General features: G+C 47.9%; 14 protein-coding genes. 7 read left to right on the forward strand and 7 right to left on the reverse strand.

Annotated elements, in window-relative coordinates:
* Positions 1-159: 159 nt before the first annotated feature.
* Positions 160-2,031, forward strand: a complete 1,872-nt coding sequence (locus F459_RS0112435; protein ID WP_026295018.1) for a sigma 54-interacting transcriptional regulator — start codon at positions 160-162, stop codon at positions 2,029-2,031.
* Here the strand turns inward: F459_RS0112435 and F459_RS0112440 are convergent.
* From F459_RS0112440 to F459_RS0112460, 5 genes are all read right to left on the reverse strand, one after another.
* Positions 2,022-2,471 (reverse strand): NUDIX domain-containing protein, encoded by a 450-nt coding sequence (locus tag F459_RS0112440; RefSeq protein ID WP_020613052.1) that lies wholly within the window; start codon positions 2,469-2,471, stop codon positions 2,022-2,024. The two genes, F459_RS0112435 and F459_RS0112440, sit on opposite strands and share 10 nt — an antisense overlap.
* On the reverse strand, positions 2,468-3,679 hold the full coding sequence (locus F459_RS0112445) for a hypothetical protein (RefSeq protein ID WP_020613053.1): 1,212 nt from the start codon (positions 3,677-3,679) through the stop codon (positions 2,468-2,470). Before F459_RS0112445 ends, F459_RS0112440 begins: the two co-directional genes overlap by 4 nt.
* 66 nt (positions 3,680-3,745) lie before the next feature.
* Positions 3,746-4,540 carry a helix-turn-helix transcriptional regulator gene (locus F459_RS0112450; protein ID WP_020613054.1) on the reverse strand — a complete coding sequence of 265 codons (795 nt, stop codon included), beginning with the start codon at positions 4,538-4,540 and terminating at the stop codon, positions 3,746-3,748.
* 12 nt (positions 4,541-4,552) lie between these two features.
* The gene (locus F459_RS0112455; protein WP_020613055.1) at positions 4,553-6,382 is read right to left on the reverse strand and encodes an ATP-binding cassette domain-containing protein; all 1,830 of its coding nucleotides are present in this window, start codon (positions 6,380-6,382) and stop codon (positions 4,553-4,555) included.
* Entirely contained in the window at positions 6,366-7,721 is a 1,356-nt protein-coding gene (locus F459_RS0112460) for a sigma-54-dependent transcriptional regulator (protein WP_020613056.1), read from the reverse strand. Before F459_RS0112460 ends, F459_RS0112455 begins: the two co-directional genes overlap by 17 nt.
* 184 nt (positions 7,722-7,905) lie before the next feature.
* On the opposite strand from F459_RS0112460, the gene F459_RS0112465 reads away from it, so the two are divergent.
* The 6 genes from F459_RS0112465 (at position 7,906) to F459_RS0112490 (ending at position 14,979) form a co-directional block, all read left to right on the forward strand.
* Positions 7,906-9,165, forward strand: coding sequence for a nucleoside hydrolase (locus F459_RS0112465; RefSeq protein ID WP_020613057.1), 1,260 nt, complete (start codon positions 7,906-7,908; stop codon positions 9,163-9,165).
* 312 nt (positions 9,166-9,477) lie between these two features.
* Positions 9,478-10,449 carry a sugar ABC transporter substrate-binding protein gene (locus F459_RS0112470; RefSeq protein ID WP_020613058.1) on the forward strand — a complete coding sequence of 324 codons (972 nt, stop codon included), beginning with the start codon at positions 9,478-9,480 and terminating at the stop codon, positions 10,447-10,449.
* Positions 10,450-10,512: 63 nt separating this feature from the next.
* Positions 10,513-12,048, forward strand: coding sequence for a sugar ABC transporter ATP-binding protein (locus tag F459_RS0112475; protein ID WP_020613059.1), 1,536 nt, complete (start codon positions 10,513-10,515; stop codon positions 12,046-12,048).
* 1 nt (position 12,049) lies between these two features.
* Entirely contained in the window at positions 12,050-13,027 is a 978-nt protein-coding gene (locus tag F459_RS0112480) for an ABC transporter permease (RefSeq protein WP_245540169.1), read from the forward strand.
* 40 nt (positions 13,028-13,067) lie between these two features.
* Positions 13,068-14,018 (forward strand): sugar ABC transporter substrate-binding protein, encoded by a 951-nt coding sequence (locus F459_RS0112485; protein WP_020613061.1) that lies wholly within the window; start codon positions 13,068-13,070, stop codon positions 14,016-14,018.
* Positions 14,011-14,979 (forward strand): ABC transporter permease, encoded by a 969-nt coding sequence (locus tag F459_RS0112490; protein ID WP_020613062.1) that lies wholly within the window; start codon positions 14,011-14,013, stop codon positions 14,977-14,979. Before F459_RS0112485 ends, F459_RS0112490 begins: the two co-directional genes overlap by 8 nt.
* Here the strand turns inward: F459_RS0112490 and F459_RS0112495 are convergent, their stop codons facing one another.
* Together F459_RS0112495 and F459_RS0112500 are read right to left on the reverse strand one after the other, a co-directional pair.
* The gene (locus F459_RS0112495) at positions 14,980-15,963 is read right to left on the reverse strand and encodes an ADP-ribosylglycohydrolase family protein (RefSeq protein WP_020613063.1); all 984 of its coding nucleotides are present in this window, start codon (positions 15,961-15,963) and stop codon (positions 14,980-14,982) included.
* Positions 15,960-16,916: a carbohydrate kinase family protein gene (locus F459_RS0112500; protein WP_020613064.1), complete on the reverse strand. Its 957-nt coding sequence runs from the start codon at positions 16,914-16,916 to the stop codon at positions 15,960-15,962. Before F459_RS0112500 ends, F459_RS0112495 begins: the two co-directional genes overlap by 4 nt.
* Positions 16,917-16,918 lie beyond the last annotated feature (2 nt).

A 16,918-nucleotide genomic window follows, 5' to 3' on the forward strand; every position in this document is an offset into this window, starting at 1 on the left:
GGTAAAACTATTATGGAGAATCTATTTCTATACGTTATAATAACAAACTTGCTGCTGCCTTTTTTATTCTACGGGCGGGATGAAATTGTTTGACTATACGGTATTGCAATAATGCAACTATGGATGCATACCTGCAAACTGCTTCAAGGGGGAAAAGATTTGATCCGCATTACGTTTATTGTTCCTTACGCATCGATGAAGGGAACCGTCGAAGAGATTTTCTCCCAGCACCCGGAACGGTCGGTCATCTCGCAGTCCGTCATCATGAGGACTTTTGATGAGATCGATACCCTAAACCTTGATACCGATATTGTTATTGCCAGGGGCTATTCCGCCAACCGAATAAAAAAGCTCGGTATTCCATTGATCGACATGACTGTTACCGGTTTCGATATTACCACCGCTTTGAACAGCTGTATCAATCGTTACAGGCCGGAGAAGATTGCAATCATCGGTCCCCTCAACACGGTTTACGGCATCGACGAGATAAAGAATGTGTTTCCCTGCTGTATCGAAGGATATCAGGTCGATGATCCTGTCTATCTTCCGGAAACGATCGACAGGGTGATGCAAGAAGGGGCGGAAGCGGTTATTGCGGGAAGGACAGGCTATTACCTCTGCCGGGATCGGGGAATCAACAGTATCATGATAGAATCGGGGCGTAAAACCATCCTCCAGGCCATTGATGAGGCGGTCCGATCTATTCGATTAATGAGAAGGGAACGGGAGCGAAGCGACAGGTTCAAGAGCATTATGGATTACTCCTTTGAGGGAATCCTCTCCATTGATCGGGAAGGGGCCGTTGCCGTTGCCAACAACCATGCGCTGAAAGTGTTTCCAGCCTTGGAAAAGGCGAAAAATCCTCTGGCGGTAAAAAAGCTACTTCCGCAAGTGGATTTGAGTGAGGTCCTCCGTTCCGGAAAGAAGATCCTCGGCGAGTTGGTGCTTATCGGAAAACGGATGTATACCCTCAACTGTGCGCCGGCCGGGGATGCCGGAGCGGTGATCACCTTTTCCAATGTTACCGAGATTCAGGAAATGGAGGGAAAGATTCGCACGAAGCTGCATAAGAAGGGCCTGGTGGCAAAGTACAGCTTTGCAGATATCATCGGAAGCGGGACTGCCATCGGTGAGGCTGTAAGGGTCGCACGAAAGTTTAGTCAGGTGGAATCGAACATCTTTATCTTTGGAGAGACGGGAACAGGGAAAGAGCTTTTTGCCCAGAGCATTCACAACGACAGCAGAAGGCGCAATCAGCCCTTTGTTGCTATCAACTGTGCAGCCCTTGCCGAGGATCTTTTAGAGAGCGAGTTGTTCGGCTATGTGGACGGCGCTTTCACCGGTGCATCCAAGGGAGGGAAGGTCGGACTTTTCGAGCTGGCCCACAGAGGGACCGTGTTCCTCGATGAGATTGGCGACATTTCTCCCAAGCTGCAGAGTCGTCTCCTCCGGGTCCTGCAGGAACGGGAGATCATGCGTATCGGCCATGACCAGGTGATTCCCATCGACATTCGCATCATTTCGGCATCGAATAAGGACCTTAAGGCCCTTGTCGCCGAAGGAAAATTCCGGGAGGATCTTCTCTACCGACTCAATGTTTTGAAGCTGACGCTTCCTCCCCTTTGTGCCAGGGGACGGGATATCATTGACCTCTGTTACCATTTTATAGAGCAGAATCGCTCGCGACTTCATTCAGGCCTTCGTCGCCTGACCCCGTCGGCCGAACAGGTGATTCTGGAAAGCGGCTGGCCCGGAAATGTACGGGAGCTCTATAATTTTTGTGAACGGCTTTGTGTCCTGTCCGAAGGAGATACCGCAGACCTCAAAGAGGTCGTTTCCTGTATGGAACAACCCGCCCCCTCCCTGCGGCTTCAGCCGCAGGGGATTTCACTCGCGCAGGTATACGAAACGCGTGAGAAAGAGGCCATTGAAAAGGCCCTTGAGCTATCTTCGAGCAAAAAAGATGCGGCCCGACTGCTTGGTATCGACGCAAGCACCCTGTGGCGAAAGATGAAAAAGCATCACTTGTAGTTGTAAAAGATGCTTACCTGATGCATATCTCCACCGGAGTTCAAACCGAAAACCCGCTCGAGAAGCGAGGCGGTAAAGCCTCCCAGATCAAGATCCTTACACTCCTGCGGATCGATCCATAGATATGATTCCGCTTCATCGTTCAGTCTCACCTCGGATGAGTCGCTTCTGCAAAGGTAATCGATAAAGATGAAATGCTTTCGGCTGTGATATTTTTCACTGAAGATGGACTCCTGCAAACCTATAAGCCTGATATCGTGGATCTGCAGGCCCGTCTCCTCAAGAATTTCTCTTTTCAGCGCCTCTTCCATCTTCTCTCCCCACTCGATGTGGCCGCCGGGAATGACATATTTGTCTTCCCACTTGTGCGACCTGCAGAGAAGAAGCTTCCTCTCCGGGTTAAGAATGACCGCGCTGACGGTCGGCTCCGGATAGCTCATTGAACCTCCTTTCGAAAGGTAATAATATCGCTGATAAGCTTTTGGCAGGCTTTCTCTTCGCTTTCGTCTGCCATGGCGGAAAAATAGACCGTACCATCCTTCCAGCTCCATGAGGTCATACGCACTACTGTCGGCTTCTCGCCTTCATAGCTGGTCATTCTCATCCCCCACCATCTCGTCCTGTCTACCCTCAGGCCTATATCAAGTTCTGCTTTATCGATGACGTATTCCGGGCTCTCTTCCGTATCCGAATTAGGATCCCTGGTTGAGAGTACTATCTCCAGGCTGTATCCTTCGTGATTTTCGCTGGCAAGATCATAACGTACCCAAAGCGTTCTGACCAGCTTTCCGTTCTTCGCATACTCCTCGATACATTTTGTTGCTGAATGGTGGTCTGGGAGTGATGCGTCGAAGCCCAGCTCCTTACTCAACTCTTTATTTGAACTATCGGGGCGAAACTTTATGACAGGCATCGGCCAGGCCTTAAAGGCTTCCAGTTCCTGCTTTGTCGCCGCTCTTCGGATAATCGTGGGCGGCTCTTCAGGGGAATCCCCTGCCTCAAAGAACCAAAACTCATCTTGAGAATCATACCATGCGTCCAATACCCGGCGGCTGTGCTCCGCCTCAATATAGGCAAGTCGGTCACGATCGTCAGGTTTCCATTCTCCCATACTTGCCGCCCCCGTTTGCGTTGCATATCTGATGAACCAGTCGTGCTTTCTGAGATCGATATCATCCCGGAACACTACTCTGTCTCCTGATTCGCTTATACGATAATCGTAGTCCTCAATGGCAAGTCGTCCGTCGAGAATCACCAAAAGGTCGTCCATTGTCGTCGCAATACCGTGAAGCACACACTGCTGGGGGTGTAACGGCTCGCCTTCCATATGCACGATATAGTCATCAAAGGGGATGCTTAGATGAAGCTCGAGCTCGCTTGTCGATTGATTGTAACGCCACTGTTCGGATGAAAGCTCTATCTTTCGGGATCGATCGGAATCGTCGATCAGCATAACGGAGCTGATGTGCTGGTAGACCCAGCCGCTAAAAATTTTCCCCTCATCATCTTTTCCTGTATTGACCACTGCGATCGCATCGCTTGTTCTCCGTTTTTCGGGTGCTGCCGTCACACACGAGAGGAACACGCTTCCCGTTGAAAGGAGCAACATACAGATAAAAGCAATTGTTTGCAGTATATGATTTTTCATTCTCTATCCTCCTGGAGCTAACGTAGATGCAAAAGCGACACCTTGGTATCATCCAAAAGTATGATTTTAGCCGTTTCGAAAGAGAGCGGACAATTCTGTCCTGTTCCGTGACCCTGTTTTTCTAAAAATAGATGCAATATGGGTTTTAACCGTGGGTAAGGATATGAAAAGCGACTGGCAAATTTCTGCGTTTGTTTTCCCTTGAAGCAGGAGGGCCGTGATTTCCGTTTCTCGCGGTGAGAGTGCGTAGCTTTTTGCAAACTCTTCCGTCCCCACCTTCTGCCGATAGCGGGGGCCGTTCAGCATCAGGCTTGCAAAGGCGGCACATAGCAAGAGCATAATACGAAAGAACAATATCACCGCTGTCGGCATGATGGAAAAAAGCGAAAAAAGTGCGGCAACGGCGAAAACGACAAAGAAGACCTTCCACAGGCGGATGCTCTTTTCGTAGCGGACCAGGTTTTTTTGCTTTGTATCAAGGCGGTAGAATATCAATGAGGCAATAATCCAAAGAATAGCATCGGACGCAAAATAGAACCCCCGAAGCAACTGCAGTGAACTTCCGAAAAGGACCAGCCCGGAAAAAATCACGACGGGAAGGAAGGCAAGAGAAAAGGACTTTGGGAAGGAATATGATTGACCCATAAAAAGTTTCGCACTTTTCATCAGGAGATAGGCGCTGCAGGAGAGTAGGTAGATCCCCAGAGCAAGAAGAAATCGCAGGCCGGAGGCGTAGGGAAAATTCTCAAGCCACGGTGGTGCTCCCCATGCATACAGCAGGGAGCAGATCAGAAAAAAGAGAAGGGATACGATGAACGAAAAGAAGGTAAAGGGAAATGTTATCTGGTCCTTTTTCATCATCTTCGGTTTTTCCTATAAAGGGAGCCATAAAGAAAATTTGCAGCCGTTGGGGAGCAGGTTTTCCACGGTGATAGAACCCTTGTTCTTTTTGATGATGTTATAACTGACGGAAAGGCCAAGGCCGATATTTCCACTGTTGGATTCTTTCGTCGAAGTGAAAGGAAGGAATATGTCGTTTGGATTTTCAAGTTTGATACCCGTGCCGTTATCTCTGATGGTGATGCAAGCCTCCGGCTTTCCCTCTTTTTTCATCTCGTGGGCGGTGAGTGCTATGGTACCGTTGCTGCCTATTGCTTCAAAACTATTTTTCAGAAGATTAAGAAGAACCTGTTTTATCTCATTTCGGTCGGCAGAGACCAGCAGGGGCCGGTCGTCGGTTACAAAATGGATCTCAATATGCTTTGCCTGTGCATTGAAACGGACAAGGTTGATCAGTTCTCTTATGAGAGAGACAATATTGAAAGGCTCTGTTGACAGTTCCCTGTTTTCCGAAAAGGAAAGAAGGTTCGCCACGATGTTTGCAATGTATTCGAACTGCTCCTCGAGATTGTCGATAAGTTTTTTAGATTCCTGATTTCCCTCCGTTAGCCATTTTAGTGATTCGAGATAATTATAGATGATTCCCAAGGGATTATTGATTTCATGGGCAACCCCTGCGGCAAGAAGTCCGAGTGCGGCAAGTTTTTCTGAAAGGATGAGCTGTTCCCTCATCCTTTCCCGTTCGGTGATATCTTCGAGAATGATGATATATCCCAGAGGGTGAAGACCATCGAGAACGGGATAGACAATGAAATTCGCTTGCATATTTTTCCCGTTCACTTTCAGAGGAATATCAAAAAGCATGGTCTCTTTTTTCCTGTGGATGGCCTTTTGAATTTTTTCCATGGCCTCTTTATCACTACCTTGAAAAAGGCCCTCGATATGAACATTGAAATCGAGTCTGTTGAGGCTGAAAAAATCCCTGGCCGTATCGTTGATTAACTTAACGTTATATTTCGTATCAAGAACCAGAAGATTGATGGGAAGACTTTTTAGTATGGCTTCGTTATAACGAAGCAGTTGATAGAATTCACTATTCGAATGCTGCCGGTCCTCTCTTTCCGACATTTGCGTATAGGCTATACGTATAAGGTTTATTTTGTCGATCCGGTTTGTCTCTTCGCTCAGCAGTAGTTCACCATGACGGATAATAGAAACCCTATCTGCTATGTGATAAACATCGTCGATCTGGTGGGTAATAAAAAGGACCGACGATCCCTCGTTGGTTAATTGATGAAGCATAGGTATGATCTTAATCAGATTGATCGAAGAGAGTTTTTCAAGGGTTTCGTCAAGGATGAGCAGACGAGGTTTTTTGTACAGTTCCCTGAGAATGGCGACAAGGGCCCTATCTGCCATGTTAAGATTGGCTGTTCTTGCCAGTGGGTCGAGGTGGAAGCCATGCTGCTTTATATAATTTTGAGCCTCGAGTCGTATCGCTGCGGCATTAAAGAATGTAAACAGACCGCCAATGATATCTTTATTGCCGATGAAAAGATTTTCAGCAACATTGTACGCCTTTGAAAGCGGTATTCTCTGTTTTACCAGGCAGATGTTGGAGCGATCGGCTTTTTGATTTACATAGTTTTGCTGGGCGACTCCCTTCATGAAAAAGCTTCCGCTTTTTATTGGAACTTCACCTTTTATCAAGAGCGCCAGCGAGGATTTTCCTGCACCATGTTCCCCCACCAGTGCATGAATTTCTCCAGGCCTGATGGTGAGTGAAATATCCGAAAGAACGGGCACTTCACCATAGGCGGCACTGATATGTTCCAGCCGAATCAGATCATCCCTCGATGCCATATCTGAGCAACTTGTTATACAGTGTGCTGCGGCTGATATGAAGGTGTCGTGCACACTTTGATTTATTGTAATGGAAACGCTGGAGCGTTTTGACCAGGATCTCCTTCTCAGACAGCTCAAAAGCCCCCTGTCTCTCCGACGGCAGATTTCGTATGGAAAGAATGTCGGCAGGTAATTCCTGGATGTGTAGTATCGAATCCGATGTCATGGTGCATGCATAGTGAATACAGTTTCTCAGCTCTCGTACGTTACCTGGCCAGTGATACACCAAGAAAAGGTCCTGAACTTCCGAGGTAATTCCCGTGATGGGCTTCTTATGCTCCTTGGAGTAGGACGCAAGAAAATATTCGGTTAAGGGTACAATATCTTCCCTTCTGTCGCGCAAGGGCGGAATTTTGAGATGGGCGGCCTTGAGACGGTAATAGAGGTCTTCCCTGAATTTCCCCTGTTCGATCAGTGTCTCAAGATTTTTATTTGTCGCTGCAATGATATTCACATCGATCTTTATTGTCTTACTGCTTCCGACCTTGCGTATTTCCTGGTTTTGGAGGACCCGAAGGATCTTAGCCTGAGTAGACAACGACATATCTCCTATTTCGTCCAGAAAAAGCGTATTATTGTGCGCTTTTTCAAAAAGACCGACATGGTCGGAGACGGCCCCTGTGTAGGCCCCCTTCTCATGACCGAAGAGTTCGTTGTCGAGAAGTCCTTCGGTGAGCGCCGCACAGTTCACCGTCACCATCTCCCGATGACCTCTGGGCGATCTGAGATGAAGATGCTGAGCGAAAAGCTCTTTTCCTGTTCCGTTTTCACCGGTGATGAGCACCGGCAAGTTTGCCAATGCAAGCTTTTTCATCTGAAGAAGGAGTGCTTCTATTGCTTTATTTTTGCTGATAATAGGAGGCGCCTGTCTGAGAACCTTCTCCTTGAGTGAAGAACGTTCATTGTCAAGCTCATTGAGGCGGGATATGGTGGCAAGCAGCCGCAACAGTTTTTCGAAGCGGATTGGCTTTTGAATGTAATCAAACGCACCATATTTTATTGATTCTACCGCCGTCTCGATCGTGCCATATCCCGTTATCATGATGACCGGGAGTTCCGGTTTCCTTCGTTTTATTTCTTTGAGAAGGTCGATGCCGGAGATGCTTCCGAGCATAATGTCGATGAGGACTGCTTCACAGTGACGGGTTCCAAGAAGTGCCATTCCTTCTTCGGCATGTGTGCTGTAATGACAGTCTATTTGATGAAGGCTGAGGCTTTGCCGCATGCTTTCGCAATATGCTTCATTATCATCTATCAATACAATTTGCATACTTCTTTCATCACTCTGTACAGACATATTGTCCAAAAATTGTACAACTCAATACCATGATCGTCAACGAAAAACTTGTTTCGGCCCATAGATGATTCTAACTTGATAGTATGTAATAAAATGGTAGAATCCTGTATCGGTACTCCTGGTTGGTATGTTTTTTGCTGTATCTCTGATGCATGGCATGCAAAATCATAGTAAGGAGTGATCCATGGGCAAATTGAGAAAACGGATTGCCGCTGTCGCCTTAGTAGTAGTGTCGGCAGCTGTTTGGGCAAACGGTGGCGGAGAGCGTATGAGCTATGAAGCGAGGGTTGTGGAGAAGGCACAGGGTGCACGAAAGGTAATATTGGATACCGACATGGTGGAACTGTTTGACGACGGCATGGCCATGATCCTTCTTGATCGCTCTCCGCATACAGAACTTCTCGGAGTTACAGTAGTGTCCGGGAACACGCCAATGCCCCGTGGTATGGCAACTGGTGTACGACAGCTGGAGGCCATTGGTTCTACCGTTCCGCTTTATGCAGGCAGCCGTTACGGAATTCGCTCCTGGCGGGCTGTGCCCGAGGTCCTCTCCGCCGAGCTGGCAATAAGTCCTGTCGTCTCGTGGGGCGGATATTTGCGGTCCGCTATCGACCCTGAAACCTACAGTGGTATTGAATTCGATCCCATGGCACGATGGGCGGAACTCTATAAGACTTTATACAATGAAAGTCCTGTTTATCCCTATGTCTACGATACGGAAAATCCCGATCCTCAAGGAAGAGATGAAGCCGTAGATTTTCTTGTAGATACCGTAAATATGTACCCCGGAGAAGTGACCATTGTGGCTATTGGCCCTCTTACCAATATCGCCAGGGCCATCATGAGAGATCCATCCTTTCCGTCAAAAGTAAAAGAAATAATCTATATGGGCGGTTCATTCTTTTTGCCGGGCAATTCTTCTGCAGCTGCCGAATTTAACTGGTGGGCCGATCCCGATGCCGCAAAGATCGCTCTTCGAGCAGTATGGGGGGATCCCGAGTCTGAATCCTATAAGCGCTATGGAAACCAGGTCATTTCCGGTTTGGAGGCAAACCACAATACCGGGGGAATGCCGCTTGAACTCTACAAGAAGATGGTAGCCCACACCTTCCCAGGCCTGCAGCCGCTCTTTTATAAGCGGGGTATGGATGATGCACCGACGAATATCTGGGACCTTTTTGCGGCGGCATATCTGATCGATCCTTCGATCGTGCTTTCCTGGAATAATGACCCTCGGCCTGCGGACAATAGCCCGCAACCCATATATGGCGTCTATGTTGATGTGAACGCCGAGATGGGCCCCGATTACGGGAGGAGTATCGCCTATGAAAAAGAGCAAGGACCTGTCGGCAGCAAAAAGGCCGCAATACAAAACTTCATCGACGAAGAAAAATTTTGGAATGAAATCGTGTACCCTCTATTAGTTGATCCGGAAAATAGGTAGCCGGAAGGTTTACTGTTGGGAAAAAGCAGCCTCTCTACGGCTGCTTTTTTGTTATACGGCCGTCGATGGCATGCTGCAAGAATCTGAAAAGAAGGTCTGACACTCCTGTAGCGGAAGTCGGCAGAGTGTCTGGACAAAGTGTCCTAAAATTGAACATATGGCTATACGTCTTTCTGTTCTGAATGGAAGTTGTTTTTTTAATTTATTCTGTTGAAATAAGATATTTCCTTAACGCTTAAAACTTTCCTCTTGGTACGCTTCTTGCATTCGATACATGCATGCACATGCAAAATTATTTTTGAGGAGTGGTCCATGAAGAGATGTACAGATGGGAAAACCGGAAAGGTGCTATTTCTGATTCTTACCGGCTTGATGATTATTGCCGCCCCTGTGTTTTCAGGTGGAAAGAAAGAGAGCGGCAGTGATAAGCCGGTTGTCGGGTTGGTGATGAAGTCTTTGGCAAATGAGTTTTTTAAGACCATGGAAGAGGGGGCGCGAATGTTTGCCGAAAAAGACGGAAGCTTCGAGTTGATTCCTGTCGGTATGAATTCCGAAACTGATATCGATACCCAGGTAAGTGCCATGGAGCGATTTATCACCACCGGCGTCGATATGATCGTCGTTGCCCCTGCCGATTCCGTCGGTATGGTTAAATCCGTCAAAAAGGCTGTTGATGCTGGTATAACCGTTGTAAATTTCGACGTTACCTTGGACAAGGATGCACTTGAGGCTGCAGGACTCCCGAGGGATTTTCTTTTTGTCGGTCCGGATAACGCCGATGGCGCGGAGATGGTCGGCAATTATCTTGGCGATACCATCGGCAAAGGCGCCAAAGTGATCATTATCGAAGGTAATCCCGGTGCCGACAATGCAAAACAGCGAAAAGAGGGTTTTATGCGCTCGGTTGAAGCGTATAATTTCGACCTGCTTGCATCGAGAACCGCTCATTGGGAAACAGAGGAAGCCAATACGGTTATGACCAACCTGCTGACAAAGTATCCTGATGTGGAAGGAATCATGTGTGCCAACGATTCCATGGCTGTCGGTGTTGTGAAGGCCCTGGAAGCCGCCGGCCGGGCAGGAGAAATCAAAGTCGTCGGTTTCGATAATATCGGGGCCGTTCAGACCCTCATTAAAGAGGGAAAAGTTCTTGCTACCATTGATCAATTCGGTCCGGAAATGGCGGCGAATGCCATCAAGATAGGGTTCAGGATTCTTGGAGGAGAAAAATTGTCGGGATGGCAAAAGACCCCCATCAAGTTGGTAACGGCAGAGAATTTATAAACGTCTATATCCGGTGAGGGGACATCTGGTGTCCCCTCATTCTTCGAAAAGGAGAAGACTTGCGTGAGCCCCAAAACAATTGTGGCACTAAAAGGTGTATCGGTCCGGTTTCCCGGTGTAAAAGCGCTGGACAGGGTAGATCTTGATATCTATAACGGAGAGATCCATGTCCTGTTGGGAGAGAACGGAGCGGGAAAGTCCACTTTGGTAAAGACGCTCTGCGGTATATATAAGCCGTCCGAAGGTGAAATTTTTTTCAGCGGTAAGAGGTATGAACCTAAGAGCACATTGGATGCCATCAAAAGCGGTATCCGCGTTGTGTATCAGGAGTTCAATCTTTTGCCCTATCTTTCCATTGCAGAAAATATCTTTTTTGAGCAGCTACCGAAAAAACATGGCTTTGTACAGTATAAGGTTCTTATGACAAAGGCCGCCGAACTGCTTAACGAGGTAGGTCTGGGATCGATTTCTCCTAGAACACCTGTTGAGCAACTTGGAGTGGCCCAGAAACAACTTGTTGAAATTTGTAAGGCCCTTTCGGCGGAGAGTAAACTGTTGATTCTTGACGAGCCTACAGCGACCCTTATGCCGGAGGAGATCGAAAACCTCTTTTCTCTGATTAGAAAACTGAAGGAGAAGGGGGTTTCCGTCATCTATATCTCTCACCGTTTGAAAGAGGTTTTCGAGATTGGAGACAGGATTACTGTGCTCCGGAACGGCTCTCTCGTCGGAACCCATCGTGCCGGGAAACTGGATATACCAGGTATCGTAAAAATGATGGTTGGGAAAGAGATGGCCTCCGAATATCCCTTTGACGCAGCCGTGCATCCCGGAACCTCCTTTTTTTCGGTAAGAAACCTTCGGTACAGAGGTAATCAGTATTCCGTTGATTTTGATCTTCGCCGGGGGGAGATACTCGGTGTTGCAGGACTTGTTGGGTCGGGACGAACAGAAACCATGCGTGCACTTTATGGTGCCGACAAGCGGGATTCCGGTAGAGTGACTCTCAATGGGCGGGAGATTTCTGTTTCGTCGCCGAAAGATGCCGTCAAAAACGGAATTTGTCTTTTGACTGAAGATCGAAAAAGCCAGGGTCTTGTCCTTGAAATGAGCTGTACCGAGAATATAACGATTACAAACCTGGAAGATGTCTCTTCACATGGCTTGTTGAAAAAAGAAAAGGAAGCCGAGGTAAGTCGTTCTTTGATTAAAAAACTTGGCGTACGAACAACATCGGAAAGGACAACCGTCAAAAATCTTTCAGGTGGGAATCAACAAAAAATTGTGATTGCCAAATGGCTGTACAGAAATGCGGAGGTCTTGATTTTTGACGAACCCACCAGAGGCATAGACGTGGGCGCCAAATACGAAATCTATCTTCTGTTGTGGAAACTTGCTGCGGAAGGGAAAGGGATTATTGTCATCTCTTCAGATCTTCCGGAGATTATGGGTATTTGTCATCGCATGTTGGTTTTCTCAAACGGAAAAATCACCGGAGAGTTGAAACGAAAGGAATTCAGTCAGGAGCGTATTCTCTCGCTTTCATATGCTGAGTATCTGAACCAAAGCAAGGAGACAAAGGAACGAAGGGATGGGTGACATGAAGTTTAAAGCAAACATGAATTATCTTCTCAGCGAAGGGGGTATCGGCATTATTTTGGTACTTTTGTTTCTTTTTTTTGCCGTGACTACCCCCCATTTTGCAAGTTTTCAGAATATTTCAAATATCTTTACCCAGATTAGTATTAATACCATCATTTCCGTTGGTATGACCTTTGTTATTCTGTTGGGCGGCATCGATCTTTCGGTCGGATCGCTCCTCGCACTTTGTTCTGTCGCGGCAGGCATGGTTATGAGTAAAGGAACGCTTTCTCCCTGTTTATCCATTTTTATTGCTGTTTTCTTGAGCATCGTTATAGGTATGTTTGTCGGTCTTGCAAACGGAGCAATTTCCGAGAAATGGAAAATCCATTCCTTTATCGTGACTCTCGGAATGCTGAATATAACAAGAGGAATGGCCCTTCAAGTCAGTAATTCGCGGACCTTTTTTGATTTTCCCGCCGGTTTCAACAGTTTTGGGAATATAAATATTGTTGGGCTTCCCATTATTTTCGTAATTGCTCTCCTGCTTGTTATTTTAGGGCAGATAGTACTTACCCGGACTGTTTTTGGCCGCATGCTTATTGCTATTGGGAACAATGAGGAGTCTGTTCGGCTTTCAGGGCATAATACCGCGTTGTACAAGGTACTTGCCTTTGTCATTTGTGGTGCAAGTGTCGGTATTGCCGCGATTATGTATATGCTGCGTCTAAATATAGCCAGTCCTATTTTAGGGGTGGGCTTCGAGCTGAATGCTATTGCGGCCGTCGTTATCGGTGGGACCAGTATGAACGGCGGGAAGGGGTCGCTTCTTGGGACTTTTCTCGGTGCTTGTATCATGGGTGTGTTGAATAACGGGCTTTTGCTGATCGGGCTTGGAGACTTTGCCAGACAGATTGTGACGGGACTTATCATTATTCTTGCTGTCATTCTTGATCGGTATCGAAACAGTTTTTCTGCAAGGCTAAGGGAGGCTTAAAAATAATAGCGTTTTCCTTGATAAAGGATATACTGGTCGAATGTCAAAACATCTCAAGTGTAGTGCGGTTCTTATTTTTCTTATTATTGCGGCCTTGTTTGCAATAGGGCAGGTTCACCTACGGGAAGGCCGACCTCACAGGGTAACCGTGGCACTTGTCATGAAGTCTCTTGCCAATGAGTTCTTTTTGACGATGGAGCAGGGGGCGCGTGATCACCATATGAATAATGCAGAACGTTACGATCTCCTGATCTATGGCATCAAGGATGAGCAGGCGGTAAGCCAGCAGATTCATATTGTCGAACAGCTGATGGCAATTGATGTAGATGCCATCATTATCGCACCTGCCGACTCAAAGGCCTTGGTCCCTGTTTGTCAAAGGGCGATGGCGTCCGGGGTTGCCGTAGTCAACATAGACAATAAATTTGATGCGACGGTCATTGCGGAACGCGGTTTACATATTCCTTTTGTCGGGCCTGATAATTATCAAGGGGCCAAGGCCGCAGGAGATTATCTTGCCGATCATCTATCCTCCGGAAACCAGGTCGCCATCATTGAGGGAATCCCTTCTGCCTATAACTCTCAGCAGCGTTGTCTTGGTTTCAGAAAGGCTATGGACGACGCCGGAATAATTATAGTCGATACCAGGCCGGCGCTGTGGGAGATGGACAGGTCGTATACTACGGTTATTTCAATCCTCAACGAACATCGGAATGTGCGTGCCTTACTCTGCGCAAACGATAATATGGCTTTAGGAGCTGCAGCAGCGGTGAAGGCTGCTTCAAAAAGAAATTCAATGTACATCATCGGTTTCGACAATATTTCAGCGGTAAATAATGAGTTGAAAAAGGGCGATATTCTTGCCACGGTAGATCAGCATGCTGCTCTGATAGCGGTGAACGGTATTGAGATGGCTCTCAGCATGCTTAATGGTGAGGATGTTGATTTGGTATGTACAACACCTGTTGAACTGGTAACTGCCTATGAATAGGTTTGTTGCATTTTTTACATCCAAATTCCGAAGTATCGCCGGTGAAATTGATAATGTGAGCGGCCTTTTGTTGGCTCTTTGTGCCCTCATTTTGTTTTTTTCCCTGCGTAGCGACCATTTCCTTTCCGAAAAAACTTTGGTCACAATTGCCAATCAAATTCCCGTGCAAATGGTACTTGCGGTAGGTATGACCTATGTACTTATCATCGCCGGGATAGATCTTTCTATCGGATCGGTTTTGGCCCTGTGCAGCACAGTACTCAGTCTCTTACTCATACGGTTTCATATGCCGCTGCCGGTTGCACTCCTTTTTACAACTTTGGCGGGCATCCTTTCCGGTTTTATCAACGGTCTGCTTTCTGCTTGGCTCTCGATACCAAGCTTTATCGTTACTCTTGGTATGATGGAAATTGCCCGGGGCCTTGCCTATATCCTTTCGGATTCACGTACGATCTATATCGGAACCGGGATAGCCTGTTTTACGGCTTCTCTCTGGGGTGGTATCTCCGTAGCTTTTCTTATTGCCATCGCCATATCGGTAGTCGGCCAACTCCTTCTAAAATATACCGTCTTGGGGACCTATCTATCGGGAATAGGAACAAAGGCTTCGGATATGCCTTTGCCCGATGCCTTGATTCGCAAAATAAAGATATTTGTTTTTTCGATAATGGGAATGCTTGTTGCGCTTGCCTCGATGCTCCATACGGCGAAACTTGAAGCAGCCGATCCCAATGCCGGTTCAGGGCTGGAACTCCAAGTCATCGCTTCGGTGGTGATCGGCGGTACAAGTCTTTTAGGTGGCAAAGGCTCGGTGGTCAATTCGATGTTCGGTGTTCTTATCATGGCAGTTTTGCAGACCGGTCTTGCACAGCTAGGGGTTGATGATCCCCTTAAGCAGCTGATAACCGGTCTGCTCATCATCATTGCGCTGCTCTTGGATCGATACAGGGAACAGCAGTGATCACTTTTCCAAAAGCCGTTCGGCCAGAGACCTGAAGTCTATGCCATTTTCTCTGCCGATTCTTTCCTGCCAGCCATCGGGAATGGCAGATAGACCTGAGAAGGCCCCGCACAGTGCGCCTGTTATGGCCCCATTGGTGTCGGCATCATCACCGATATTAATGACGGTAATCAGGCCGTCGCGAAAGCCTCCCTGTGCGGCATAAAAGACGCCGAGGGAAAGAGGAATCGACTCGTAGCTTTTCATGCCCGCACCTATATGCTGGTAGAGAAGATAGGCAACATCGGAAAGTGGACGATGCGTGTTTTCTTCCACGATTCGTTTTGCCAACCTGATTCTGACGCTTACCGAAGGAGCCGGGATGTCATGTCCGGCAGCCTCTCCCTCTTCCGCGGCTCCGGCAGCCGACTCAATAATCTGCTGTGGCGTATAGCCCCCTTCTGTGGCAAGGGCAACGGCAAGGGCAACGGCTGCCGTTGCGGCAACCGCAGGCTTGCTTCCGTGGGAGGGCAGGGCGGAAGCGATGGCGGCTTTAAGGCACGCTTGGGGTCTACCGTGAAAAAATATGCCGACAGGAGCGACGCGCATGGCCCCGCCGTTGGTGTCCCCCCCCTCCGCCGCCTTTTGATAATCGCCTCCGGCTATGATCGTCTCGAGAAATTTTCTTGTACTGGGGCCGATAACCGTGCTTTCGAGCATCTTTTTCTCTATTGCCCACTGTTTCATTTTATGTATGAAAAGTGCCTCGTCGAAACCCTTTGCCTCGCAAAGTACCTCGGAGATGATGAGGCTCTCTTCGGTGTCGTCGGTCACCTCGGCCTGATGAAGCCCGCCATGGGCGATCTGCTGGCTTGCGGGAGTGAGAAAATCGTCAATCCGGCCATAGACATGTCGTATCGTATCCGGGGACATGAAAGAGGCAGGCATGCCCATGGCATCTCCTATGGCTGAGCCGATGAGGCACCCGGCGGCTTTATCGATCATACTCTCAACTCCTTTCCGTTTGTTACTATCAATTCGACATCATCAAGAGAGAAATTCCCGTGTGGGCCCCATATCCTGGTGGCAAGGGAACCACAGCCGTTGGCGATCTGCAGAGAGCGCTTCAGCGGGGCGCCTACCGAAAATCCGTAAAGCAGTCCCGATGCAAAGGCGTCTCCCGCCCCAGTGGTGTCGATACGTTTACCGGCATAAGGCCATACATGCAACGTTTCATTTCCGGTGTAGGCTGTTACACCTCTCATCCCCTCTTTTCGTATGACAAGCTCCACTCCCACATCAAGGAGATGGGAGACAATTCCGTTATCGACGCCTATACACGTTCCCAGACGCTTCAATTCTCCTTCGTTAGGCGTAATACAAAAAGCGAGTTTTAGGATTTCCGTAAGCACCTCTTTCCCAATGTTTTCCACAAGGGCCCCGGGGTCGAAGAGGATGCGGGTGCCGCCGTCCTTCAACCGTTTCAGGGCGTTGAGGATGGGCTCTCGATATTCCGGCTCCTGAAGGTAATAGCCGGTAAGGTAGAGAAAGGATGTCTCTCCCCTGAGCCGATCGGAAATCATCATAGGCCTGAACACCGATTCCGAACCCTTTCGGGTAAGAAAAGTACGTTCGCCCTCGTCATCAATGATATTTATGGAGAATCCGTTTGCCGCACCTTCTTGTCGAAGGATACAGGCTTCGGGTAATCCTTTCTGCCTGATATAGTTGATGAGAAGCTGATCTTCAATGCCGTCTCCGATCAGGGAAACGATGTAGGGATTGAGGCCGAGATTTTTCAGGGTCACCGCGGCATTGAGTGCACATCCCCCGGGAATGGTTTGGGCACTCTTGATTAAGGTATCTGTTCCGCGTTCCGGATAGTGGCGCACTTCTAGGTAGATGTCTCGTATCAAGCCGCCCATGACAATGATCGGTTTTTCATCTTGTTTCGTCATTA

The organism is Sediminispirochaeta bajacaliforniensis DSM 16054, from assembly GCF_000378205.1.
GTDB classification, from domain to species: Bacteria; Spirochaetota; Spirochaetia; order DSM-16054; family Sediminispirochaetaceae; genus Sediminispirochaeta; species Sediminispirochaeta bajacaliforniensis.